We start from the raw sequence: 23,068 nt of genomic DNA, 5'->3' as shown, positions 1-23,068 counted from the left end.
GCTCGCCGCTAGGCGCGCTGCGTGACAGTTCGATGCGACTTTGGAGAAGGTTCAGTGACGGTGATGTGACGGGATTGTTACGGGGGTGGCATCGGCAGAGATATCGACGCGAGCTAAACCTCCACCCCCGCAGTGGGCCGCACAAACACGCGGAGATTCTCGCGCCGAACCTCAAACAGCTGGGTTTTCTCGATCAGCGTCAGCAATTTGGGACAGCCATAAGTCCTGGGATCGAAATCCGGCATCAGCGTCGCCAGACGCTGACCCAATGCGCCCAGCGGAAACCAGCCATTCATGTCATCCATTTGGCTCAGCGCCGCGAGAATGTGGGGAACGACTGCACTCGGCGATTCTCGCGCCCCGGCAGGCTGAGCCATCGCTGCCGTCACGGTTACGGCTGGCTGCTGCGCACCGCCGGGCCAAAGGTTTTCGGTGTAGATGAATCGCTTGCACGCTTGCCGAAAGCTCTCCGGGGTCTTGCGTTCGCCGAATCCATAAACGTCCGTGCCCTGCTCGCGAATGCGCGCAGCCAGCCTTGTGAAATCGCTGTCGGAGGACACCAGGCAAAACGCGTCGAACCGGCCTGAGTGCAGCAGGTCCATTGCATCGATCACCAGCGCAATGTCGGACGCGTTCTTTCCGACCGTATTGGCGAAGTTCTGGTGAGGCATGATCGCGTGCATCGGCAAGACCTCGGTCCAGCCCTTGAGTCCGTTACCGGAAAAATCGCCATAAATCCGGCGCACGCTGGCCTCGCCGATCGCAGCGATCTCCTCGAACAATCCGCCAACGATGCGAGGCGACGCATTGTCGGCGTCGATCAGAACGGCAAGCCGTTGCGGACGATCATATTCAGTAGCCATGTTGCCGCATAGGACAGCAATGCAAAGTCGCCGTAAATCGAAATGATCCGGCCGTCACAGTGACGGACACATGCTTTGCGCAGCCACGAAAAAGCCCGCCGGTTTTCACCGGCGGGCTTTTTCGGATGGTGGGCGCGGCAAGGATTGAACTTGCGACCCCTGCGGTGTGAACACAGTGCTCTACCACTGAGCTACGCGCCCGATATCCGTCGCTCCGGCGAGCCGGAAGCGCCCCGGAGTGGTCCGGGGAGCGGTGCCTCTAAAATGAGCGCGCGGGCTTGTCCAGCCCCGCGCGTCCCAAATTCATCGGATCAGTTGACCGCGTCCTTCAGGCCCTTTCCGGCCTTGAACTTGGGCTGCGACGACGCCTTGATCGTCATCGGCTCGCCGGTGCGCGGGTTGCGGCCGGTCGACGCCTTGCGCTTGCTGACCGAGAAGGTGCCGAAGCCGACGAGGCGGACTTCATCGCCCTTCTTGAGCGACGACGTCACCGCATCGAACACTGCCTCCACGGCCTTGCTGGCATCGCCCTTGCTCAGGCCCGCGGTGTCCGCGACCGTCGAGATCAGTTCCTGCTTGTTCATGCCCGTTGAACCCCTGTCTGTTCTTGGCTTGTCGGATAAGAGACTCGCGGCGCTCTCCGCGCCGGTCGGGCAGAAAAACGGTTCCGGTCCCCGCTGTCAAAGGGAAAGCGGGGAACGGAGCCGAAACGACCCGAAAAACTGCCCTCACGCAACGTAAACCCTAGTGGCGCAACGATTCCGGGCCAGTTGCGGGCGGGTTGACGGGCGGTTGCGCGGCCAGATCGTCGGCCTCCGTCCAGTCGATCGCGACCAGCGGCTCGGTCAGCGCGAGCTCCAGCACCTCGTCGACATGCTTGACCGGAATGATCTTGAGGCCCTCGCGGATGTTCGCGGGGATCTCGGCCAGGTCCTTCTCATTCTCCTGCGGGATCAGCACCGTCTCAATGCCGCCACGCAACGCCGCAAGCAGCTTCTCCTTCAAGCCGCCGATCGGCAGCACACGGCCGCGCAGCGTCACTTCGCCCGTCATCGCGATCTCGCGCCGCACCGGCACCCCGGTCAGCGTCGAGACGATCGCCGTCACCAGCCCGATGCCCGCCGACGGCCCGTCCTTGGGCACCGCGCCTTCAGGCAAGTGGATATGGATATCCTTGCGCGCGAAGATGCTCGGCTTGATGCCGTAAGCGGGCGAACGCGCCTTGATGAAGCTGAACGCGGCCTCGACCGATTCCTTCATCACGTCGCCGAGCTTGCCGGTCGTCTTGATCGCGCCCTTGCCGGGCACCGTCACGCTCTCGATCGTCAACAGCTCGCCCCCGACCTCGGTCCAGGCGAGCCCGGTGACCGCGCCGATCTGATGCTCCTCCTCGGACAGCCCGTGGCGGTATTTCTGCACGCCGGCGAACTCATGGAGGTTGTCGGGCGTGATCGTCACGCTCTCGGCCTTGCCCTCGAGGATACGGCGCAGCGCCTTGCGCGCGAGCTTGGCGATCTCGCGCTCCAGCGTGCGCACGCCGGCCTCGCGCGTATATTTCTGGATCAGCGCTCGCAGGCCTTCATCAGTCAGCGTGAACTCGCCTTCCTTCAGCCCATGCGCCTCGATCTGCTTCTCCAGCAGATGGCCCTTGGCGATCTCGAGCTTCTCGTCCTCGGTATAGCCCTCCAGCCGGATGATCTCCATGCGGTCGAGCAGCGCCTGCGGCAGGTTGAGCGAGTTGGCCGTGGTCACGAACATCACGTCCGAAAGATCGACGTCGATCTCCAGATAATGGTCGTTGAACTTGCTGTTCTGTTCGGGGTCGAGCACTTCGAGCAGCGCCGAGGCCGGATCGCCGCGGAAATCCTGGCCGAGCTTGTCGATCTCGTCGAGCAGGAACAGCGGGTTGCTGGTCCCGGCCTTTTTCAGGTTCGACACGACCTTGCCCGGCAACGAGCCGATATAGGTGCGACGGTGGCCGCGAATCTCGGCCTCGTCGCGCACGCCGCCCAGCGACTGGCGGATGAACTCGCGCCCCGTCGCCTTGGCGATCGACTTGCCGAGGCTCGTCTTGCCCACGCCCGGCGGCCCGACGAGGCACAGGATCGGCCCCTTCAGCTTGTTGGTCCGCGCCTGCACCGCGAGATATTCGACGATGCGGTCCTTGACCTTCTCCAGCCCATAATGGTCCGCATCGAGCACCGCTTCGGCCTCGACCAGATCCTTTTTGAGCTTCGACTTCTTGCCCCACGGGAGCCCGAGCAGCACGTCGAGATAGTTGCGCACGACGGTCGCCTCGGCGCTCATCGGCGCCATCGTCTTCAATTTCTTAAGCTCGCCCTGCGCCTTGGCGCGCGCTTCCTTGCTGAGCTTGAGCGTGGCGATTTTCTGGGTCAGCTCGGCGATCTCGTCGCCCTCGCCTTCCTCGCCCTCATTGCCCAGTTCGCGCTGGATCGCTTTGAGCTGCTCGTTGAGATAATATTCGCGCTGGGTCTTCTCCATCTGGCGCTTGACGCGCGAGCGGATCTTCTTCTCGACCTGAAGCACGCCGAGCTCGCCTTCCATGAAGGCGAACACCATCTCCAGCCGCTTCTGCGGGTCGGTCTCGACCAGCAGCGCCTGCTTGTCGGCTACCTTGACCGCGATATTGCCCGCGACGGCGTCGGCGAGGCGCGAGGACTCCTCGATCTCGCCGAGTTGCACCGCGGTTTCGGCGGGCAGCTTGCGGTTGAGTTTGGCGTAATTCTCGAACTGGTCGACCACCGAGCGCATCAGCGCCTGGACCTCATTGCCCTCCGGCACGGTCTCCTCGACCGGCGAGACGGTCGCGGTCAGATACTCACCGCTCTCGGTCAACTCCTCCAGCCGTCCGCGTTCCTTGCCCGCGACCAGCACGCGCACCGTGCCGTCGGGCAGCTTGAGCAACTGCATCACCTCGGCCGACACGCCGACATCGTACAGGTCATCGCGGCCGGGATCGTCCTGTGCAGGGTCGAGCTGCGCGACGAGGAAAATCTCCTTGTCGTCGGCCATCGCCGCCTCGAGCGCGGCGACCGACTTGTCGCGGCCGACGAACAGCGGCACGATCATGTGCGGGAAGACGACGATGTCGCGAAGCGGCAGAACGGGGTAGTTGGACTTCATGAGCACTCCAGCACCGCCCGCTAGGGGCGGATTCGGACAACTATATGGGGTGTTGGTGCGCCGCATCAATCCGCTGACCGCACCGATCCTGTTGATGATGCTCGCCACGCCCGCCGCGGCGCAGAAGGGCGAGCCGCCGGTGACTGCGCTGACGATGCGTTCGGGCGGCGAGATCGAACCCGAACGCGCGGCGTTGCGGCTGGAGCAGGTCGACCTGACGCTGGAGGTCGATGCGGGTCGCAAATACCTCTCCGGCGCCGCCGAACTGCGCCTGACGACCAGCACGCGCCAGACCCGTCTGCTGCTCGATCTCGACAAGAACTTCTTCGTCTCGGCAATCGAGATCGATGGCGCGAAACTGGCGCAGGGTTCATGGCGCAATCCCGAAGGCCGGCTCATCATAGACCTGCCCAAGCCCATCCCCGTCGACGGCAAGCTCACCGCCAGGATCAGCTATGCCGGCCGGCCGCACGAGGCCGTCAACGCCCCGTGGGACGACGGCATCGTCTGGTCGAGCTGGCAGGGCAAACCCTGGGTCGCCACCACCGCACAGGGCTATGGCTGCGACCTGTTCTGGCCGTGCCTCGACTTCCCCGCGGGCGAAATTCCCGTCATCCGCATCTCAATCGCCATCAAAGACGGCATGGCGATCTCCAACGGCAGGCTGATCGAGCATGTGCCGGGCCGCGCCGGGGCCCGCGCGCGCTGGACGTGGGAAGCCCGGAACATCAATCCCTATCTCGCCGCGATCAACATCGGCCCGTATCGCGAGATCAAAGGCAGCTACGCCAGCCGCTACGGCAACGCGATCCCGCTTCACCTCTGGCACCTTCAGGGCAAGGACAAGCAGGCGCAGGGCCTGTTCGCCGAATTCGCCCCCACGCTCGATTTCTTCGAGAGCATGATCGGCCCCTTCCCCTTCGCCGGCGAGAAGCTCGGCGTGGTCGAGACGCCGCACATGGGCATGGAGCACCAGACGGTGAACGCCTATGGCAACAACTACCGCAAGGACGACACCGGCTTCGACTGGCTGTTCCAGCACGAGCTGGCGCACGAATGGTTCGGCAACCAGATGACCGCGGCCAACTGGGACGATTTCTGGCTTCATGAAGGCTATGGCCAATATATGCAGCCGCTCTACGGCCAGTGGCGCGAGGGCGAGGCGCGCTATGCGGCGATGATGGCGACCCAGCGCCAGCGCGTGTTCAATCGCCAGCCGCTGGTGTCGGGCAAGGTCCGCACCTCGGAAGAAGTGTATCAGGACGGCGCCGGCGGCCCCGGCCAGGACATTTACTTCAAGGGCGCCTGGGTGTTGCATACGCTGCGCTATCTGATCGGCGACACGGCCTTCTTCGACGCCACCCGCCGCCTCGTCTATGGCCGCGCCGATCCCAGGCCGGGCAATTTCCAGCCCCGCTTCGCCTCGACGCCCGAATTCGAGCGGCTGATAAACCAGGCCGCCGGCCGCGACCTGACATGGTTCTTCGACGTCTATCTGCGTGAAGCCGCGCTGCCCGAACTGATCCAGACCCGCGACGGCAACCGCGTCACCTTCAGCTGGAAGACGCCGCGCGGCCTGCCCTTCCCGCTGCCGCTCGACGTGACGGTGAACGGCGAGACTCGCCGCCTCGCCATGGCCGGCGGCAGCGACACGATCGAGATTCCGCCAGGCGCGCACATCGTGCCTGACCCGATGGCACGCATCCTCCGCCGCAGCGAAGCGATAGAGGCGATGCAGCGGTAGCGTTGCGAGCTGTTGCCCGGGAACGCCGCCAAAGACTCAACCCATCCGCTCGTGTGCCTCCCCGACTCGGATCTGGTCGCGCCCGCCATGTTTTGCGGCATAGAGCGCCGCATCCGCGCGCGACATCGCCACCTCGATCGAATCGCCGTCCAGCTCGACCACGCCCGCGGAAAAGGACACCGGCGTCCCGTCCGGCCCATCCACCGCGCCCGTCGAGAGCCGCCGCGTCAGGCGATGAAGGATCGTCGCCGCTTCGACCTCGCCCGCATTCGGGAAGATCACCGCGAACTCCTCCCCACCCCAGCGCGCCACGCAATCGCTGCGCCGCACGCCGCGGTTCAGGAACGCCGCGAAGTCGCGCAGCACCGCGTCGCCCGCATCATGGCCGTGCAAATCGTTGATCATCTTGAACCGGTCGAGATCGACCAGCGCCACCGCACCTCGCCCCGTTGTCGCGGTCTGCGCCAGAAAGCCGCGCCGGTTCCACAGTCCGGTCAGCGGATCGCGATGCGCCGCATTGTCGAGCGTGGCGATCCGCATCCGCGTCGCCGCCGCCGCGCGATCCACGCCGGCGATCAGTTCGCCCAGCATGTCGCCGCTCCGCACGCCACGCAGCGCACTCGACTGGTCGCGCTCCAGCGCCGCGACAGCGTCGGTCGCGGCGCGCACCGGCGCCAGCAGCCCGTCGATCGCGGCGAGCGTGAACACCGTTCCCGCCAGCGTCGCGCCGAGCACGACCGACAGCTCGATCCAGTCGATCGCGCCGCTCGTGAACTGCCAGCCCGCGAAGGCCAGCAGCGGCAGATGCGTGCCGATGAAGCACACCGCGAACATTCGCATGCGGATGCTGTTCGGGAATAGGAACAGCGTCGCCCGATAGAAGCGCAAACCCGATCTCCAGATAAGCCGCCCCCGCGGCGCGCCGGAGATCGCCGGACTTATGTAAAAGCCCCGGAAATCAGCGTGGTTAATCCTGTGAATGAGCGACGATCCTCCCCGGCACGGGAAGGATAAATCATTCGAACTCTAGGATTGCCGCGTCCACCGCCAGGCTCTCGCCTGCAGCGAAGTTGACCGACTTGACCACCCCGGCCTTCTCGGCGCGAAGGATGTTCTCCATCTTCATCGCCTCGACCACGGCCAGCGGCTGCCCGGCCTCGACCTTGTCGCCCTCCGCGACTTCGATCCGCGTCAGCAGCCCCGGCATCGGGCACAGCAGGAAGCGGCTCATGTCGGGCGGGATCTTCTCGATCATGTGCCGCGCCAGCTCGGCGACGCGCGGCGAATAGACCGCCGCCTTGTGCGCCGCACCGCGCGCGGTCAGCGTCCAGCCCGCGCGAGTGCGCGCGACGCGAACCGCCAGCGATTGCTCGCCGCCATGCGCGACCGCCACCCGGTCGCCCGGCTTCCACTCGACCGAACCGCGCACCGCCTCGCCATCGACGATCGCGCCGTCGCCGAGCGTCACGGCATGCTCAGCCCCGCCGATCTTCACCACCCAATCGACCGGCGCGGCGACGCCGTCGCCGAGCTGGCCCGAGATCATCGCGCCGCGCTCGGCCTGCCGCGCCGTCAGCGTCGCCGCCACCGCCGCCAGCTGCCGCGTCAGCGCGGCATCGGCCGGTGCGCCCTCGAACCCCTCGGGATATTCCTCGGCGATGAAGCCGGTGGTCAGCTCGCCCGAGCGGAAGCGCGGGTGCTGCATGAGGGCCGACAGGAAATCGATGTTGTTGCCCAGCCCCGCCAGCTCGAACCGGTCGAGCGCCGCGACCTGCAAGTCCGCCGCCTCGTCCCGCGTATTGCCCCAGGTGATCAGCTTCGCGATCATCGGGTCATAGAACATGCTGACCTCGCCGCCCTCCTTCACACCGTCGTCGACGCGGACATAGGCCTCGCCGCCAACCGCGCCATAGGGCGTGTCCTGCGCGGTAGGGGGCTGATAGCGCACCAGCCGTCCGGTCGAGGGCAGGAAGCTGCGATACGGGTCCTCGGCATAGACGCGGTTCTCGATCGCCCAGCCGGTCAGCTTGACCTCGTCCTGCGTGAAGGCGAGCTTCTCGCCCGCCGCGACGCGGATCATCTGCTCGACCAGATCGAGCCCGGTGATCGCCTCGGTCACCGGATGCTCGACCTGAAGCCGGGTGTTCATTTCGAGGAAGTAAAATCCTTCGCCGGTCTTGTCGGCGCCCGACACGATCAGCTCGACCGTGCCCGCGCTGTAATAGCCCACCGCCCGCGACAGCGCGACCGCCTGCTCGCCCATCTTCTTGCGCATCTCGGGCGAGACGAAAGGCGATGGCGCTTCCTCGACCACCTTCTGGTGGCGGCGCTGGATCGAGCATTCGCGCTCGCCGAGATAAACGATGTTGCCATGCTGGTCGCCCAGCACCTGAATTTCGATATGGCGCGGGCTCTCGATGAACTTCTCGATGAACACGCGGTCGTCGCCGAACGACGCCAGCCCCTCGCGCTTGGTCGCCTCGAAGCCCTCGCGCACATCCTTTTCGTTGTACGCCAGCCGCATGCCCTTGCCGCCGCCGCCGGCCGAGGCCTTCATCATCACCGGATAGCCGATCTCGTTGGAGATCTTCACCGCATGCTCGGTATCGTCGATCACCCCGACGAAGCCCGGAACGACATTGACGCCGGCCGCCTTGGCGAGCTTCTTCGATTCGATCTTGTCGCCCATCGCCGCGATCGCGTTGGGCGGCGGGCCGACAAAGGCGATCCCCGCCTCCGCGCACGCCTTGGCGAAGCTCTCGCGCTCCGAGAGAAAACCATAGCCCGGATGGATCGCGTCCGCGCCGGTCGCCTTGGCCGCGGCGAGGATCAGGTCGGCCTTGAGATAGCTCTCCGCCGCCGGCGCCGGCCCGAGCCGAACGCTCTCGTCGGCCATCAGCACATGCGGCGCGCGCGCATCGGCATCCGAATAGACCGCCACGGTGGCGATCCCCATCCGCTTGGCGGTGCGGAACACACGGCACGCGATCTCGCCACGATTGGCGACCAGGATTTTCTTGAACATTAAGGTTCGGACCTCTGTTGTGCTTGCCGCTGGACCCGACGCGCGAGCCAGTGACAGAAGATCAGTGTGACGACGGCATAGAGGGTCGGCGGAACAATGTTTGCCAACGCGACCATCCAAAACGGGGCCACATCCTTACCGGCGAGCGGATTGATCAAGCCGATGAATCCAGCAACCAGCTGCCAGTAGATCGCCGACAAGATAGCAAACAGGATTGCAGGCCGACGGATGCGGATCACGCGGCGGCCTCCGCAAAGTATTCGTCACCCCGGCCTTGTGCCGGGGTCCACCGTGCCACAACCACCGGCCTCGCAAATGGCGAGGTAGACCCCGGCACAAGTCCGGGGTGACGGTGGTGGGTGGTGGGGCGACCGCTCACTCCGCCGCTTCCAGCTCCGCCTTCACCTCGGCCTGCATCGCCCGCACGCCAAGCCGGGCGAACAGCGCCGCGTCCTTGTCGTCGCCGGCATTGCCGGTGGTGAGCAGCTTGTCGCCGGTGAAGATCGAGTTCGCCCCGGCCATGAAGCACAAGGCCTGAGTCTCGTCGGACATGCTCTCGCGGCCAGCGCTCAACCGCACCATGCTCTCCGGCATTGTGATCCGGGCCACCGCCACGGTCCGCACGAACTCGATCTCATCGATCTTCGCCAGCGGCGTGTCGTGCAGCATGTCGCCCAGCACCGTGCCCTTGACCGGCACCAGCGCGTTCACTGGCACGCTGTCGGGATGCTTGGGCAAGGTCGCCAGCGCATGAATGAAGCCGACGCGGTCCGCCCGCGTCTCCCCCATCCCGACGATGCCGCCGCAGCACACGTTGATCCCGGCGTCGCGGACATGTTCGAGCGTCTCGAGCCGGTCCTCGAAGGTCCGCGTCGTGATCACCTCGCCATAGCGCTCGGGCGAGGTGTCGATATTGTGGTTGTAGTAATCGAGGCCCGCATCAGCGAGCATGCCCGCCTGCTTCTCGGTCAGCATGCCCAAAGTCATGCAGGTTTCCATGCCCATGCCGCGCACCCCGCGTACCATCTCGACGATGGCGGGCATGTCGCGGTCCTTGGGGTTGCGCCATGCCGCGCCCATGCAGAAGCGCGACGAGCCATTGTCCTTGGCCTGAGCCGCCGATTGCAGCACCGCGCGCACGTCCATCAGCTTGGTCGCCTTGAGGCCTGTCTCGGCGCTGACCGACTGGTTGCAATAACCGCAATCCTCCGGGCATCCGCCGGTCTTGATCGACAGCAAAGTCGAAAGCTGCACCTCGTTCGGCGCGAAGGTCGCCCGGTGCACGGTCGCGGCCTGATAGACCAGCTCCATGAAGGGCAGGTCGAACAGCGCGGCGATCTCGTCGCGGGTCCAGTCGGTACGGGTCATTCGGCGGCTTCCTGTTCGGGCGGCATGTTGTGGCCGAGCAGCACTAGCACTTCGGCGGCGGCGTTGACGAGATTGGTGCCCGGCCCGAAGATCGCCTGCACCCCGGCGTCGCGCAGATATTGATAGTCCTGCGCCGGAATCACCCCGCCTGCGATCACCTTGATGTCGGCGCGGCCCGCATCCTTGAGGTGCCCGATCAGCTCGGGAATGAGCGTCTTGTGCCCGGCAGCGAGGCTCGACGCGCCCACCACGTCGACATTCTCCGCCAGCGCCAGCTCCGCGGCCTCGCGCGGCGTCTGGAACAGCGGCCCCGGCACGATGTCGAAGCCAAGGTCACCGAACGCCGACGAAACCAGGTTCGCCCCGCGGTCGTGCCCGTCCTGCCCCATCTTGGCGACCAGCATCCGCGGCTTGCGGCCAAGCCGGCGCTCGGTCGCTTCGACGCCCTGCTTGAGCCGCTCCCATCGCGCGTCGCCGATATAGGCGCCGCCGTAAATGCCCTGCACCGGCGTCGGGAAGGTGCCGTGGCGACCGAACACATCTTCCATCGCCAGACTGATCTCGCCCAAAGTCGCCCGCCGCCGCGCACATTCGACCGCCAGCTCGAGCAGGTTGCCGTCACCGCGCGCGCCCTCGCGCAATGCATCGAGCGCATCGCGGCACGCCGCTTCGTCGCGCGCGGCCTTCATCTTGCGGATGCGCGCGATCTGCGACTCGCGCACCGCGACATTGTCGACATCGAGGATGTCGATCGGGTCTTCCTCGGCCTTGCGGTATTTGTTGACGCCGACGATCACCTGCTCGGCGCGATCGACCCGCGCCGCCTGCGCGGCCGCGGCTTCCTCGATCATCGCCTTGGGCCAGCCCGCCGCGACCGCCTTGGCCATGCCGCCCTCGGCCTCGACCCGCTCGATGATCTCCCATGCCCGGTCGACCAGCTGCTGGGTCAGGCTCTCGACATAATAGCTGCCGCCGAGCGGATCGACGACATTGCACATGCCGGTCTCTTCCTGGATCACCAGCTGCGTGTTTCGCGCGATGCGGGCGGAGAAATCGGTGGGCAATGCAATGGCTTCGTCGAGCGCGTTGGTATGCAGGCTCTGCGTCCCGCCCAGCATCGCCGCCATCGCCTCGATCGTCGTGCGCATGACGTTGTTGTACGGGTCCTGCTCGGTCAGCGACACGCCGCTGGTCTGGCAATGGGTCCGCAACATCTTGCTGCGCTCGTCCTTCGCGCCGAGCTTCGTCATCACCCGATGCCACAGCACGCGCGCGGCGCGCAGCTTGGCGATCTCCATGAAGAAGTTCATGCCGATCGCGAAGAAGAAGCTCAGACGGCCAGCGAATTTGTCGATATCCAGCCCTGAATTGACGCCATATTTTACATATTCCATGCCATCGGCGATGGTGAAGGCGAGCTCCTGCACCTGCGTCGCGCCGGCCTCCTGCATGTGATAGCCGGAGATTGAGATGCTGTTGAACTTGGGCATCTCGCGCGAGGTGTAGCCGAAGATGTCGGAGATGATCCGCATGCTCGGCTCGGGCGGATAGATATAGGTGTTGCGGACCATGAACTCCTTGAGGATGTCGTTCTGAATGGTCCCGTCGAGCAATTTGCGTTCGACCCCCTGTTCCTCGCCCGCGACGATGAAGAAAGCGAGGATCGGGATCACCGCGCCGTTCATCGTCATGCTGACCGACATCTGATCGAGCGGAATGCCGTCGAACAGGATCTTCATGTCCTCGACGCTGTCGATCGCCACGCCCGCTTTGCCGACATCGCCGGTGACGCGCGGATGGTCGCTGTCATAGCCGCGGTGGGTGGCGAGATCGAAGGCGACGCTCAGCCCCTTCTGCCCGGCGGCGAGGTTGCGGCGGTAGAAGGCGTTCGATTCTTCGGCGGTCGAGAAGCCGGCATATTGCCGGATCGTCCACGGTCGCCCCGCATACATCGACGCCCGAACCCCGCGCGTGAACGGCGCGAAGCCGGGCAGGCCCGGTTCGAGATCGGCGACGTCCTCGGCGGTATAGAGCGGCTTGACCGCGATGCCCTCGGGCGTCTGCCAGGTGAGGTCCTTGCCCTTCACCTCCTTGTCGGCGGCGGCGGCCCATTGCTCGCGGGTCGGCTTGTCGGTCACTTGCCCTTGAACTCCGGCTTGCGCTTTTGAAGGAAGGCGGCGACGCCCTCGCGAAAATCCTCGCTGAACCCGGCGCGGCGCTGGTGCGTCGCTTCGATGCTGAGCGTCTCCGACAGCGTCGAATTGAGCGCCGCCTTCACCTGCGCACGGATCATGCCCAGCGCCAGCGTCGGCTTGGCGGCGAGCTTCGCGGCAATCTCCTGCGCAGTCGACAGCACCGCTTCGTCCTCGACCACGCGCGCGACCAGTCCGGCGTCCATCGCCTCCTGCGCGCTCATCTTCTCGCCGAGCAGCGCCATCTCCAGCGCCTTCGCGCGGCCCGCCGACTTCGCCACCAGCCAGGTCGCGCCGCAATCCGGCACCAGCCCGATGTTCGAGAAGGCGAGCAGCAGATAGGCCGACTTGGCCATCACGACGATATCGCCGCCCAGCGCTATCCCGGCGCCCGCGCCCGCCGCCGGGCCGTTGACAGCGGTGACGATCGGGATCGGCAGCTTCGAAAGCGCCTCGGCGACCGGGTTGTAGCCAAGTTCCAGCGACGAGCCGAGATCGAGCGACCCTTCGCCGCGGCCCGACAGCTCAGCGCCGGAACAAAAGCCCCGCCCCTCGCCCGTCAGCAACACCGCCCGCGCGCCCTCGTCCGCTGCACGCCACAGCGTAGCGCGAAGCAGCGCCAGCATCTCCGCCGTCACCGCGTTCAACCGATCGGGCCGGTTGAGCCGGATCGTCGCGACGCCGTTGTCGAGCGCGTAAAGGACGGTCTCGTCGGTCAATGCTCGTCCCCCTGCTGCGGGCTTTCCATGATCTCGGTCAGCACCCCACCCATGTCGCGCGGGTGGACGAAGAAGATCAACGTGCCATGCGCGCCGATCCGCGGCTCGCCCAGCACGCGCGCGCCCTTGGCCTCGAACCACGTCTTGGCCTCGTGGATGTCGGGCACCTCGTAACAGACATGATGCTGCCCGCCCGCCGGGTTCTTGGCGAGGAAGCCGTGGATCGGCGAATCCTCGCCCAGCGGCTCGATCAGCTCGATCTGCGTGTTCGGCGTATCGACGAAGCACACCTTCACGCCCTGCGCGGGCAGGTCGAACGGCATATGCACCGTCTCCGCACCCATCACGTCGCGGTAGAAGGCGATCGACTGTTCGATCGACGGCGTGGCGACACCGATATGGTTGAGGCGGCCGAGTTTCATACAAAATATCCCAACACCAAGATGGCGAGAACCAGCGCTCCAACGCCGAACCAAGGAACCGCCCGCAACAGTTTGATCTCCAGCTCAAATCGGGCTGGATTATCCTGACGGCGGATAACTTGCTCGTCGTTCCTACCTTTCATCCAATAGCGCAGTTCACCCGACTTCACGGCCTCGTTCGCGCGCATCAGCACCAGCGCCGTGATCGCGCCGAGTGCTAACAGGCAGCCTGAAATTACGGCGAGCATGTCGTTCACAGCGGGATGTTATCGTGTTTCTTCCACGGATTTTCGAGGCTCTTGTTCCTCAGCTTCCGTAGCCCCAGCGCGATCCGGCGGCGGGTGGAATGCGGCATGATCACCTCATCCACGAAGCCCTTGCTCGCCGCGACGAACGGGTTGGCGAAGCGCGCCTCATATTCGGCGGTCTTCTCGGCGATCTCCTCTGGCGTCTTGCCGCGAAAGATGATCTCGACCGCGCCCTTCGCGCCCATCACCGCGATCTCCGCGGTCGGCCAGGCATAGTTCAGGTCGCCGCGCAGATGCTTCGACGCCATGACGTCATACGCACCGCCATAGGCCTTGCGCGTGATCACCGTGATCTTCGGCACCGTCGCCTCGGCATAGGCGAACAGCAGTTTCGCGCCATGCTTGATGATGCCGCTATGCTCCTGCCCGACGCCCGGCAGGAAGCCCGGTACGTCGACAAAGGTCACGATCGGGATCTCGAACGCGTCGCAGAAGCGCACGAAGCGCGCCGCCTTCTTCGATGAGTTGATGTCGAGGCAGCCCGCCAGCACCATGGGCTGGTTCGCGACGATACCCACCGTGCGCCCCTCGATCCGCCCGAAGCCGATCAGGATGTTCGCGGCATGCGCCGGCTGCACCTCGAAGAAGTCGCCCTCGTCGACCGTCTTCCGGATCAGCTCGTGCATGTCATAGGGCTGGTTGGCGTTGGGCGGGATCAGCGTGTCGAGGCTGTCCTCGATCCGGTCCCACGGATCGTCGCACGGCCGCTCGGGTGCGCTTTCGCGGTTCGACGCGGGCAGGAAGTCGATGAAGTCGCGCGCCGCCAGCAGCGCCTCGACGTCATTCTCGAACGCGACGTCGGCGACCGAGGATTTTGTGGTGTGCGTGACCGCGCCGCCCAGCTCCTCCTGAGTCACCACCTCGTTGGTCACCGTCTTCACCACGTCCGGCCCGGTGACGAACATATAGCTCGAATCCTTCACCATGAAGATGAAGTCGGTCATCGCCGGGCTGTACACCGCGCCGCCAGCACACGGCCCCATGATCAGCGACAGCTGCGGCACCACGCCGCTCGCCAGCACGTTGCGCTGGAACACCTCGGCATAGCCGCCGAGGCTCGCCACGCCTTCCTGGATGCGCGCGCCGCCGCTGTCGTTGAGGCCGATCACCGGCGCGCCGACCTTCAGCGCCATGTCCATGATCTTGCAGATCTTCTGCGCGTGCCGTTCGGACAGCGATCCGCCGAACACGGTGAAGTCCTGACTGAACACGAACACCAGCCGGCCATTGACCGTGCCGGAACCGGTGACGACGCCATCGCCCGGCACGACCTGGTCCTGCATCCCGAAATCGACGCAATTATGCTCGACATACATGTCGAGCTCCTCGAACGAACCCTCGTCGAGCAGCACTTCCAGCCGCTCGCGCGCGGTCAGCTTGCCCTTGGCGTGCTGCGCGTCGATCCGCTTCTGCCCGCCGCCCAGCCGGGCCGCGGCGCGGCGGCGTTCAAGTTCCTCGATCGTCGACGACATCTGGCTCTCCTTGCGCGCGTGCCTTCACAGGACTGTCCGCGACATGCAAATGCAATGTTGCGAAGTTGCATCGTGCACATCCGCAGATATGATCGGCATATGGAATCTACTCGACGCCGCCTTTTCGCCGGAGCCCGGGTCCGCGACCTGCGCAAACGGCTCGCCATCCCGCAAGCGGCGATGGCGCAGCGGCTCGGCGTGTCGGTCAGCTATCTCTCGCAGATCGAGAATGAGGAGCGCCCGCTCACCCCGCCGGTGCTGATCGCACTGACCCGCGAATTTCCAGAGCAATGGGGCGAACTGGGCGAGGACCACAGCGTGGCCGACCTCGTCCGCGCGATCGACGCCGGCACCGACGGCAGCATCGCGGGGGAGGCGCTCGACGAGGCCGCGGTGCAGCGCGGCGTCGAGAAGCATCCCGCCCTCACCCGCCGCATGGTCGCGCTGCACGAAGCCTGGCGGCGCAGCCAAGCGCAGTTGCGCGTGCTCGACGACAAGGTGGAGAGCGGCGCGGGCGGCGGCGGCTCGCTGCCGTGGGAGGAAGTGCGCGACTGGTATCAGGCCGAGGGCAATTATATCGACGCGCTCGACCGCGCCGCCGAAGCGCTGGCGGGCCAACTGGACGATCCGCACGGCATCGAGGCACGTCTGCGCGGCCATCACGGCATCCGCATCGAGGACGCCCGCGACGACGACAGCCGGCTGACTCGCTTCGACGCGGGCAGCCGGCGGCTGGCAGTGAGCAGCGTGCTGCCGCCCGAGAGCCGCGCCTTCCTGCTCGCGCATCGGCTGGCGGCGATCGAGTTCGGCGAGCAGATGCGCTCGGTCGGCGAGCAGAGCGGCCTTTCGTCCCCCGCGGCGCGCGAACTGCTGTCGCTCGGCCTCGCCAACTATGCCGCCGGCGCGCTGCTGATGCCCTATGCCCGTTTCCGCGACGCCGCGCGCGGCGTGCGCCACGACATCGACCGGCTGCGCCAGCGCTTCGGCACCAGCTTCGAACAGACCTGCCACCGCCTTTCGACGCTGCAGCGGCCCGGCGCGCAGGGCATCCCCTTCTTCTTCTGCCGCGTCGACATGGCCGGTAACATCACCAAACGCCACTCGGCGACGCGGCTCGAATTCGCCCGCTTCGGCGGCGCCTGCCCGCTGTGGGTGGTGCATGAGGCGGTGGCGATCCCCGACCGCATCCTCGTCCAGCTCGCCGAGACCCCCGACGGCGCGCGCTATGTCTCGATGGCCAAGGGGCTGGTGAAGCCTTCTGCCAGCTACGCCCGCCCGCCGCGCCGCTATGCCGTCGCGCTGGGGTGCGAGGAGGCGCATGCGCCCGACTTCGTCTATGCCGATGGCCTGCGCACCGACGGCATCGCCACGCCGATCGGCACCAGCTGCCGAATCTGCCCCCGCGCCGATTGCGACCAGCGCGCCTTCCCCCCGGCCGCGAGCGAAATCCGCATCGACCCGGACGTGCGCGCGCCGGTACCCTACGCCTTTTAGTAGCTAGGCCGCGCGCGTCGGATCGGTCATCGGATCGGCCAGCTCGCGCGCGGAGGGCAAGCGCAGCCCCGGCAGCGACCCGGTCTGACGCTCGATCATGCGATGCAAGCGCAACGGCGCCTTGACCAATGCCTGGATCGCGTCGCTGTTGGCGCTGTCGGCATGCGTTCGCCGCGTGTTGTGGCGCACATAATCGAGCCAGGTCGGCACGTGATAGCGCTCGATCCACAACTCTTGCTCGCCCAGGTCACGCAACAGCGTCCAGCCGCGCGCGCCATCGCGTGTCCGGATGCGGCGGCGCTCGTTCATCGCGCGGAGGAATGACCGGATGTCGCCCGGCGCGATGCGGTATTCGATGGTCACGACAATCGGGCCACTGCGCGGCTCGATCGCGACAGCGGTTTCGGGCTCCGTCCATTGCCCACGCGGATCGAGGTTGATACTCTCGAGCCGCGGCATCGGCAGCAACAGGCCCAGCAGCGCGTTGCCCGCTAGCCCCACCGCCGCCACGATCAAGGCTGCCGCGACGCCGTGATGATCGGCGATCCAGCCATAGATCCAGCTGCCCACCGCCATCCCGCCAAAGGTGATCATCTGATATTGCGACAGCGCACGTGCCACGACCCAGCGCGGTGCGGCGAACTGAACGCTGACATTGAACGACGACAGCGCCAGCACCCAGCCTACCCCCGACATGGCCAGGGCTGCCATGGTCAGCGCCAGCCATGGGCTGGCCGCGCAGATCGCGGCGCCGCCCGCCAGCATCAGCGAGGATCGCGCCACCAGCTGCTCGGTACTCCAGCGCTCACGCAGCTTGCGGCTGAGCAGCGCGCCCGCGACCGCACCCGCACCGAACGCGCCCAGCAGCAGGCCGAAGGTCAGCGGACCGCCGCCGATCAGGTCGCGCGCAATCAGCGGCACCAGCGCCATCATTGCACTCGCCGCGACGCCGAACACGCCTGACCGCAACAGCACGCCGAGGATATTAGGCGACTGCAGCACATAGCGAATTCCCGCCGCCATCGCCACGCCCAGCGTCTCGCGCGGCAACAGCCGCGGCGTTTCGGCGGGACGCCAGCGCAGCAGCACGACGATCAGCGCGATATAGCTGGCGGCGTTGACCGCAAACGCCGCCGCCGCTCCCGCTGCTGCGACGATCGCACCGCCGATCGCAGGCCCCACGCTGCGCGCGATGTTATAGCCCATGCTGTTATAGGCGACGGCGGTCGGCAGCACCGCGCGCGGCACCATCTCGCCGACCGATGCCTGCCAGGCCGGGCCGTTGAACGCGATGCCGCAGCTCAGCAGGAAGGTGAAGAAGAGCAGCAGCCACGGCGTGAGCACGCCGGCCCAGGCGCACAGCGTCAGCACCACCGACACGGCGAGCATGAACCCTTGCGCGGCCAGCATCACCCGGCGCCGGTCGAGATTGTCCGCAAACGCCCCGGCGAGCAGCGCGAGCAGCAGGATCGGCAGCAAAACGGCGGAGGAGACCAGCGCGATCAGCTGCGGCGAGGCGCCCAGCGCGATCATCATCCACGACGCCCCGACCGACTGGATCAGGCCGCCGAAATTGGACGACATGCTGGCCAGCCATACCGACCGGAATACCGGCACTTGGAACGGGTTGGTGATTTTCGGCGACTCGGGCGGGTTCGCATCGGCCATGGCGCTCTTTCGCGAGCCTCGGCACCGAATGCAACAAAGCCCTGCCGGGCTGTTGCCTGGCAGGGCTTTGAATGGCGCACCCGGAACGATTCGAACGTCCGACCCTCAGATTCGTAGTCTGATGCTCTATCCAGCTGAGCTACGGGTGCGCAGTGGAGGGGCGCAGATAGGTCCGCTTTTCCCGAAACGCAACCCCGTTGCGCACAGTTTCTTGCGCCCCTAGACCCGCGCAATGCGACGCTTCCTCACCCTCGCCGCCCTGACCTCGCTCACGGCCTGTACCGTGTCAGACGAAGGCTATCCCTCGCTTTTGCCGCGGCCGATCGAAAGCCGCAGCGATGCCGAGCCGGTGCGGCCCGATCCGGTGGCGACGCCCGATGCAGCGCTCGACCGCCGCATCGCCGAGCAGCGGGCGCTCTCGGACGCCGCGGCCAGGCGCTTCCAGTCGGCCGCGCTCGAGGCGGAGACGCGGGTCGCGGTCGCGCGTGGGCTTGCCATCGGGTCTGAACCCTGGGTGCGCGCGCAGACCGCGCTCGCCGACCTCGCGCCGATCCGCGGCGAGACCACGCAGATCGTGTCGAGCCTGGAGGAAACCGCCATCGCTCGCGCCAGCGCGGGCGAAGCGCCCTATCCTGCGCTCGACGCCGCGATCGCCGAGCTCGGCGCCATCGCGCAGGCCCAGGGCGACCGCGTCGCTGCACTCGAATCCGCGCTCGGCGGCTAAGGCCCGCCTAATCCGGCAGATCGTCGTTTAGCGCGCGCAGCACCGGCAGGATCGTCGCATAGTCGTCGGTCCACGCCGTAAAGCCCGGTGCCGTGCGCAGCTTGCGCCACTCGCCGCCCCCCGCCTGCACCTTCGCGAGCGCCTCGGGCGAGCGTGACAGCGCGATCCAGTCCGACGTCGCAGCCTCGTCGAACTTCTCGCTCAGCGACGGCGAGTAAGTGAGGCCAGCGGCGTGCCAGCCGCCCGCCCGCGCCGCCGCCTCGACCACTGGCTCCAGCGACAGGAAGCGGTTCGAGATATGCACCAGCAGCAGCCCGTTCTTCGCCAGCACGCGGTCATAGGTACGAAACGCCTCGAGCGTCATCAGGTGCATCGGCACCGCGTCGGACGAAAAGGCGTCGAGCACCAACAGGTCGAGGCTCTCCCCCGGCGCCTCGGCCAGCCGCAGCCGCGCATCGCCGATCACCACATTCGCGCCCGGCAGACATTGCTCGAGGAAGCGGAACGGCCCGCTCGCGAGCCTGACCACCGCCGGATCGATCTCGTAGAAGCGCCAGCTCTGCCCCGGCTGCGCGTAGCAAGCGAGCGTGCCGGTCCCCAGCCCGACCACGCCGACCCGCGCCGACGCGCCATACAGCTCGCCGAGCACGCCCATCGCCTGCCCGACGCCTGAACCCGGCACATAATAGGTGGTCGGCGTGCGCAGCTTGTCCGCCCCGCCCTTGAGCTGCACGCCATGAAGGGTCGTGCCATGCGCCAGCCGCTTCTGCGTCGGCAGATCGGTGATCGTATAGACCCCGAAATAGCTGCGCGTGCGGATGTCCCCCTGCCAGCTCATCGCCAGCGAGCGATAGCCGCCGAACAGGAACAGCGCGCCCGCCAGCACGATCATGAACGGCAGCCGCGCGCCAACCGCCAGCATGCCGACCGCCGCGATCACCAGATAGAGGATGCCGAGCGACGTGCCGCCCAGCACCTCCGCCTGCCCGAACAGCCCGAACCACACCACCAGCGCGACCGCAAGCGCCACCGCCAGCACGCGGATGCGATACCCCTGCCCTTCGGCTCGCCACAGCCGCGCCACCGGCGGCAGCAGGAAGCTTTGCGGCACCAGCAGTCCGGCGGCGAGGATCAGGATCGGATATTCCCACGTCCAGTCGAACAGGATCGGTGCGATCAGCCCGGCGAACACCCCGCCCAGCGCCCCGCCCACCGACATCGCCAGATAGAAGCCGGTCAGCCGGTCGGGTTCGGGCCGCAGATCGTACATCCGCGTGTGCAGCGCCACCGCCGCCATGAACAGCAGGCCCAGCGCCATCACCGCGTTGAGCGCGGGATTGTCGTGGTTGCCCGCGATCATCAGCCCGCCGAACATCAGGATCGTGACCGGCGCGAATTTGGTCAGCACTTCCGCCGGGCCGCGGCGCGTGGCGAAGGCGATGGTGAAGCTCAGCAGATAGAGGCCGAGCGGCAGCACCCACAGCATCGGCACCGCGACGATATCGGTGGTCAGGAAGCTGGACGTCGCGAGCATCAGCCCCGACGGCACGAACGCCAGCGCGATCCAGTGCGCAACGCGGCGGCGCGACGGCGGCGCGCTCGTCGCATGGACATGCGGCTCGTCGGCGGCCTTGCGCGGCAACAGCAGCGCGCAGGCGGCCACGGTGACGAACACCAGCACATAGCCCGCGGTCCACAGCCAGCTCTGGCCCTTGAGCGCCAGCCCGGGCTCGACCAGCAGCGGATAGGCGATCAGCCCGCCAAAGCTGCCGACGTTCGATGCGGCATAGAGCGCATAGGGATCGCGCCCGCCCGACGCTGCCGCGAACCAGCGCTGCAACAGCGGCGCCTGCGCCGAGACCGCGAAGAACAGCGGCCCGATCGATGCGCCGAGCAGCCACGGCACCCATACCGCCGGCTCGGCATCCGCCGGCATCTCCATCGCCATCAGCCCCAGCGGCAGCCACAAGGCCGCCGCCGCCAGCACGCCGAGATGGATCATCGCCTGCCGCCGCAACGGCACCCGGCCCAGCCAATGGGCATAGGCATAACCGCCGAGCAGCAGCGCCTGATAGACCAGCATCGCGCTGTTCCACACCGCGGGCGCGCCGCCGAGCCGCGGCAATGCCATCCGCGCCACCATCGGCTGGACCAGAAACAGCAGGAAGCTGCCGAGCAGGATCGTCGCGACGAACAGCGGCCCGATCATGCCGCGCGCCGCCGCCGGCGCCTCGTCGTCAGGTTCGGCGATTGCTTCGGCGCTCATCGCCTTCCCCTCTTCACGCAGACCGGACGCGGTGATGCTGGAGCCGCAACGATCATGCAAGCGCCGATCCCGGGCGGTCGATCGCATAGACGATCAGCGCGCCCATTGGGTCGTCCGCGGCGTAATCGGGGTGGTGAAAATCGAGATCGGCGCGCCGCTGCATGCCGAGCCGCTCCATCAGCCCCCATGAACGGGTGTTGCCGGCCACGGTCCACGCCGCGATGCGCGGCCGGTCGGTATTGGCCCAGCCCCACGCCATGCTCGCCTGCGCCGCCTCGCGCGCGATGCCCTTGCCCCAATGCGCCTCGCCGATCCGCCAGCCGATCTCCAGCTCCTCGAGGACCGGCGTGCCCGGATGTCCCCCGGTGCGCAGCCCGCACACCCCGGCCAGCTCGCCCGTCGCGCGCAATTCCACCGCCCACATGCAATGGCCGTGCAGCGCCTGCTGCGCCATCTGGCGGTCGAGGATCAGGTCATGCTTCGCCTGCGGTACCGGTCCGCCGAAATGCTCCATCATGCGCGGCGTGTTGACCAGCGCGTGGAATACGGGCTTGTCCGCTTCACGCCAGGGGCGCAGCAACAGGCGTTCAGTCTCGATCATCGGCAGCCCCGGTTACGCGCCAAGCAGCCGCGCCGCATGCGCCGCATGATAGGTCAGCACGCCGCTGCACCCGGCGCGCTTGAACGCCATCAGCGTCTCCAGCACGAGTGCGTCGCGGTCCCCGGCACCCGCCGCGGCAGCGGCCTCGATCATCGCATATTCGCCGCTCACCTGATAGGCGAACACCGGCACCTCGAACCGCTCCTTCACGCGGCGCACGATGTCGAGATAGGGCAGCCCCGGCTTCACCATCACGCTGTCGGCGCCCTCGTCGAGATCGAGTTCGACCTCGCGCAGCGCTTCCTCGCTATTGGCCGGGTCCATCTGATAGGTCTTCTTGTCGCCCTTGAGCAGCCCGCGCGAGCCGACCGCGTCGCGGAACGGGCCATAGAAGGCCGAGGCATATTTGGCGGCATAGGCCATGATCTGGACATTGGCATGGCCCTCGCCCTCCAGCGCCTCGCGGATCAGACCGACGCGGCCGTCCATCATGTCGCTCGGCGCGATGATATCGGCCCCGGCACGCGCCTGATTGAGCGCCTGCCCGACCAGGATCTCGGCCGTGTCATCGTTCAGCACATAGCCGGCCCCGTCGATCAGCCCGTCATGCCCGTGCGCGGTATAGGGATCGAGCGCGACATCGGTCAGCAGCCCGATCTCGGGCACCGCATCCTTGATCGCGCGGATCGCGCGGCACATCAGATTGTCGGGGTTGAGCGCTTCCTCGCCCCGCTCGCTGCGCAATTCGTGCGGCGTGTTGGGGAACAGCGCGAGGCATGGAATACCCAGCGCCGCCGCTTCGCGCGCCAGCGCCACGACCGCATCGACCGACCAGCGCGACACGCCGGGCAGCGACGCGATCGGCTCCTCGACCCCCTCGCCATCGGTCACGAACAGTGGCCAGATCAGGTCGGCCGGGGTCAGCACCGTCTCGGCATACATGCGCCGGCTCCAGGCCGAGGCACGGGTGCGGCGGAGGCGAAGCGCGGGATAGTGAGACATTGCGGGCTTTTGCGGCACTTCACGCGGCCCTGCAAGCGGCCAGCCACCCCGACACA

Annotated in this window: 19 protein-coding genes and 2 tRNA genes; 3 read left to right on the top strand and 18 right to left on the bottom strand. The window is 66.8% G+C overall.

The genetic code is table 11. From position 1 onward, the window contains the following. Nucleotides 1-113: 113 nt before the first annotated feature. From M9978_RS01210 to lon, 4 genes are all read right to left on the bottom strand, one after another. Nucleotides 114-863 (bottom strand): NYN domain-containing protein, encoded by a 750-nt coding sequence (locus tag M9978_RS01210; protein WP_254291013.1) that lies wholly within the window; start codon nucleotides 861-863, stop codon nucleotides 114-116. Nucleotides 864-989: 126 nt separating this feature from the next. Next, nucleotides 990-1,064: transfer RNA gene (locus M9978_RS01205), tRNA-Val, on the bottom strand. Nucleotides 1,065-1,174: 110 nt separating this feature from the next. Continuing rightward, nucleotides 1,175-1,447 (bottom strand): HU family DNA-binding protein, encoded by a 273-nt coding sequence (locus M9978_RS01200; RefSeq protein ID WP_254291010.1) that lies wholly within the window; start codon nucleotides 1,445-1,447, stop codon nucleotides 1,175-1,177. A 160-nt stretch (nucleotides 1,448-1,607) separates the two neighbouring features. Next, complete coding sequence (lon, locus tag M9978_RS01195; protein ID WP_254291008.1) at nucleotides 1,608-4,007, bottom strand: endopeptidase La; 2,400 nt, start codon at nucleotides 4,005-4,007, stop codon at nucleotides 1,608-1,610. A gap of 94 nt (nucleotides 4,008-4,101) precedes the next feature. On the opposite strand from lon, the gene M9978_RS01190 reads away from it, so the two are divergent. Beyond that, nucleotides 4,102-5,751, top strand: coding sequence for a M1 family metallopeptidase (locus M9978_RS01190; RefSeq protein WP_254291299.1), 1,650 nt, complete (start codon nucleotides 4,102-4,104; stop codon nucleotides 5,749-5,751). Between the two features lie 36 nt (nucleotides 5,752-5,787). Here M9978_RS01190 and M9978_RS01185 read toward each other — a convergent pair whose 3' ends face one another. The 9 genes from M9978_RS01185 to M9978_RS01145 all read right to left on the bottom strand — a co-directional run bounded on the left by M9978_RS01185 (nucleotide 5,788) and on the right by M9978_RS01145 (nucleotide 15,257). Beyond that, nucleotides 5,788-6,639, bottom strand: coding sequence for a GGDEF domain-containing protein (locus M9978_RS01185; RefSeq protein WP_254291005.1), 852 nt, complete (start codon nucleotides 6,637-6,639; stop codon nucleotides 5,788-5,790). 127 nt (nucleotides 6,640-6,766) lie between these two features. Then, entirely contained in the window at nucleotides 6,767-8,776 is a 2,010-nt protein-coding gene (locus M9978_RS01180) for an acetyl-CoA carboxylase biotin carboxylase subunit (protein ID WP_254291004.1), read from the bottom strand. Next, a complete protein-coding gene (locus M9978_RS01175; protein WP_254291001.1) occupies nucleotides 8,776-9,015 on the bottom strand; it encodes a hypothetical protein in 240 nt (79 codons plus the stop codon). Before M9978_RS01175 ends, M9978_RS01180 begins: the two co-directional genes overlap by 1 nt. A gap of 136 nt (nucleotides 9,016-9,151) precedes the next feature. Continuing rightward, on the bottom strand, nucleotides 9,152-10,144 hold the full coding sequence (gene bioB, locus M9978_RS01170; RefSeq protein ID WP_254290999.1) for a biotin synthase BioB: 993 nt from the start codon (nucleotides 10,142-10,144) through the stop codon (nucleotides 9,152-9,154). Continuing rightward, nucleotides 10,141-12,282, bottom strand: coding sequence for a methylmalonyl-CoA mutase (scpA, locus tag M9978_RS01165; RefSeq protein ID WP_254290997.1), 2,142 nt, complete (start codon nucleotides 12,280-12,282; stop codon nucleotides 10,141-10,143). Before scpA ends, bioB begins: the two co-directional genes overlap by 4 nt. Further along, entirely contained in the window at nucleotides 12,279-13,055 is a 777-nt protein-coding gene (locus M9978_RS01160; protein WP_254290988.1) for an enoyl-CoA hydratase-related protein, read from the bottom strand. The genes scpA and M9978_RS01160 overlap by 4 nt, the downstream gene beginning before the upstream one ends. Next, nucleotides 13,052-13,477, bottom strand: a complete 426-nt coding sequence (gene mce, locus M9978_RS01155; protein WP_254290984.1) for a methylmalonyl-CoA epimerase — start codon at nucleotides 13,475-13,477, stop codon at nucleotides 13,052-13,054. The genes M9978_RS01160 and mce overlap by 4 nt, the downstream gene beginning before the upstream one ends. Continuing rightward, entirely contained in the window at nucleotides 13,474-13,734 is a 261-nt protein-coding gene (locus M9978_RS01150) for a hypothetical protein (RefSeq protein ID WP_254290978.1), read from the bottom strand. The genes mce and M9978_RS01150 overlap by 4 nt, the downstream gene beginning before the upstream one ends. Next, complete coding sequence (locus M9978_RS01145; protein WP_254290972.1) at nucleotides 13,731-15,257, bottom strand: acyl-CoA carboxylase subunit beta; 1,527 nt, start codon at nucleotides 15,255-15,257, stop codon at nucleotides 13,731-13,733. The genes M9978_RS01150 and M9978_RS01145 overlap by 4 nt, the downstream gene beginning before the upstream one ends. A 99-nt stretch (nucleotides 15,258-15,356) precedes the next feature. Between M9978_RS01145 and M9978_RS01140 the strand changes: the two genes are divergently transcribed. Then, nucleotides 15,357-16,751 (top strand): helix-turn-helix domain-containing protein, encoded by a 1,395-nt coding sequence (locus M9978_RS01140; protein WP_254290970.1) that lies wholly within the window; start codon nucleotides 15,357-15,359, stop codon nucleotides 16,749-16,751. Nucleotides 16,752-16,754: 3 nt separating this feature from the next. On the opposite strand, the gene M9978_RS01135 is transcribed toward M9978_RS01140, so the two are convergent. Continuing rightward, nucleotides 16,755-18,419, bottom strand: a complete 1,665-nt coding sequence (locus M9978_RS01135) for an MFS transporter (protein ID WP_254290969.1) — start codon at nucleotides 18,417-18,419, stop codon at nucleotides 16,755-16,757. A gap of 72 nt (nucleotides 18,420-18,491) precedes the next feature. After that, nucleotides 18,492-18,568 (bottom strand) — tRNA-Arg (locus M9978_RS01130). Between the two features lie 83 nt (nucleotides 18,569-18,651). On the opposite strand from M9978_RS01130, the gene M9978_RS01125 reads away from it, so the two are divergent. Further along, nucleotides 18,652-19,143, top strand: a complete 492-nt coding sequence (locus tag M9978_RS01125) for a hypothetical protein (RefSeq protein WP_254290968.1) — start codon at nucleotides 18,652-18,654, stop codon at nucleotides 19,141-19,143. A gap of 7 nt (nucleotides 19,144-19,150) precedes the next feature. On the opposite strand, the gene M9978_RS01120 is transcribed toward M9978_RS01125, so the two are convergent. From M9978_RS01120 to hemB, 3 genes are all read right to left on the bottom strand, one after another. Further along, on the bottom strand, nucleotides 19,151-21,352 hold the full coding sequence (locus M9978_RS01120) for a fused MFS/spermidine synthase (RefSeq protein ID WP_254291298.1): 2,202 nt from the start codon (nucleotides 21,350-21,352) through the stop codon (nucleotides 19,151-19,153). A 109-nt stretch (nucleotides 21,353-21,461) separates the two neighbouring features. Continuing rightward, the gene (locus M9978_RS01115) at nucleotides 21,462-22,010 is read right to left on the bottom strand and encodes a GNAT family N-acetyltransferase (protein ID WP_254290966.1); all 549 of its coding nucleotides are present in this window, start codon (nucleotides 22,008-22,010) and stop codon (nucleotides 21,462-21,464) included. 12 nt (nucleotides 22,011-22,022) lie between these two features. Beyond that, nucleotides 22,023-23,012 (bottom strand): porphobilinogen synthase, encoded by a 990-nt coding sequence (gene hemB, locus M9978_RS01110; RefSeq protein ID WP_254290965.1) that lies wholly within the window; start codon nucleotides 23,010-23,012, stop codon nucleotides 22,023-22,025. Nucleotides 23,013-23,068 lie beyond the last annotated feature (56 nt).

The organism is Sphingomonas tagetis (assembly GCF_024211275.1).
Lineage (GTDB): Bacteria > Pseudomonadota > Alphaproteobacteria > Sphingomonadales > Sphingomonadaceae > Sphingomonas > Sphingomonas tagetis.
This window is presented reverse-complemented; position numbering and strand designations above follow the sequence as displayed.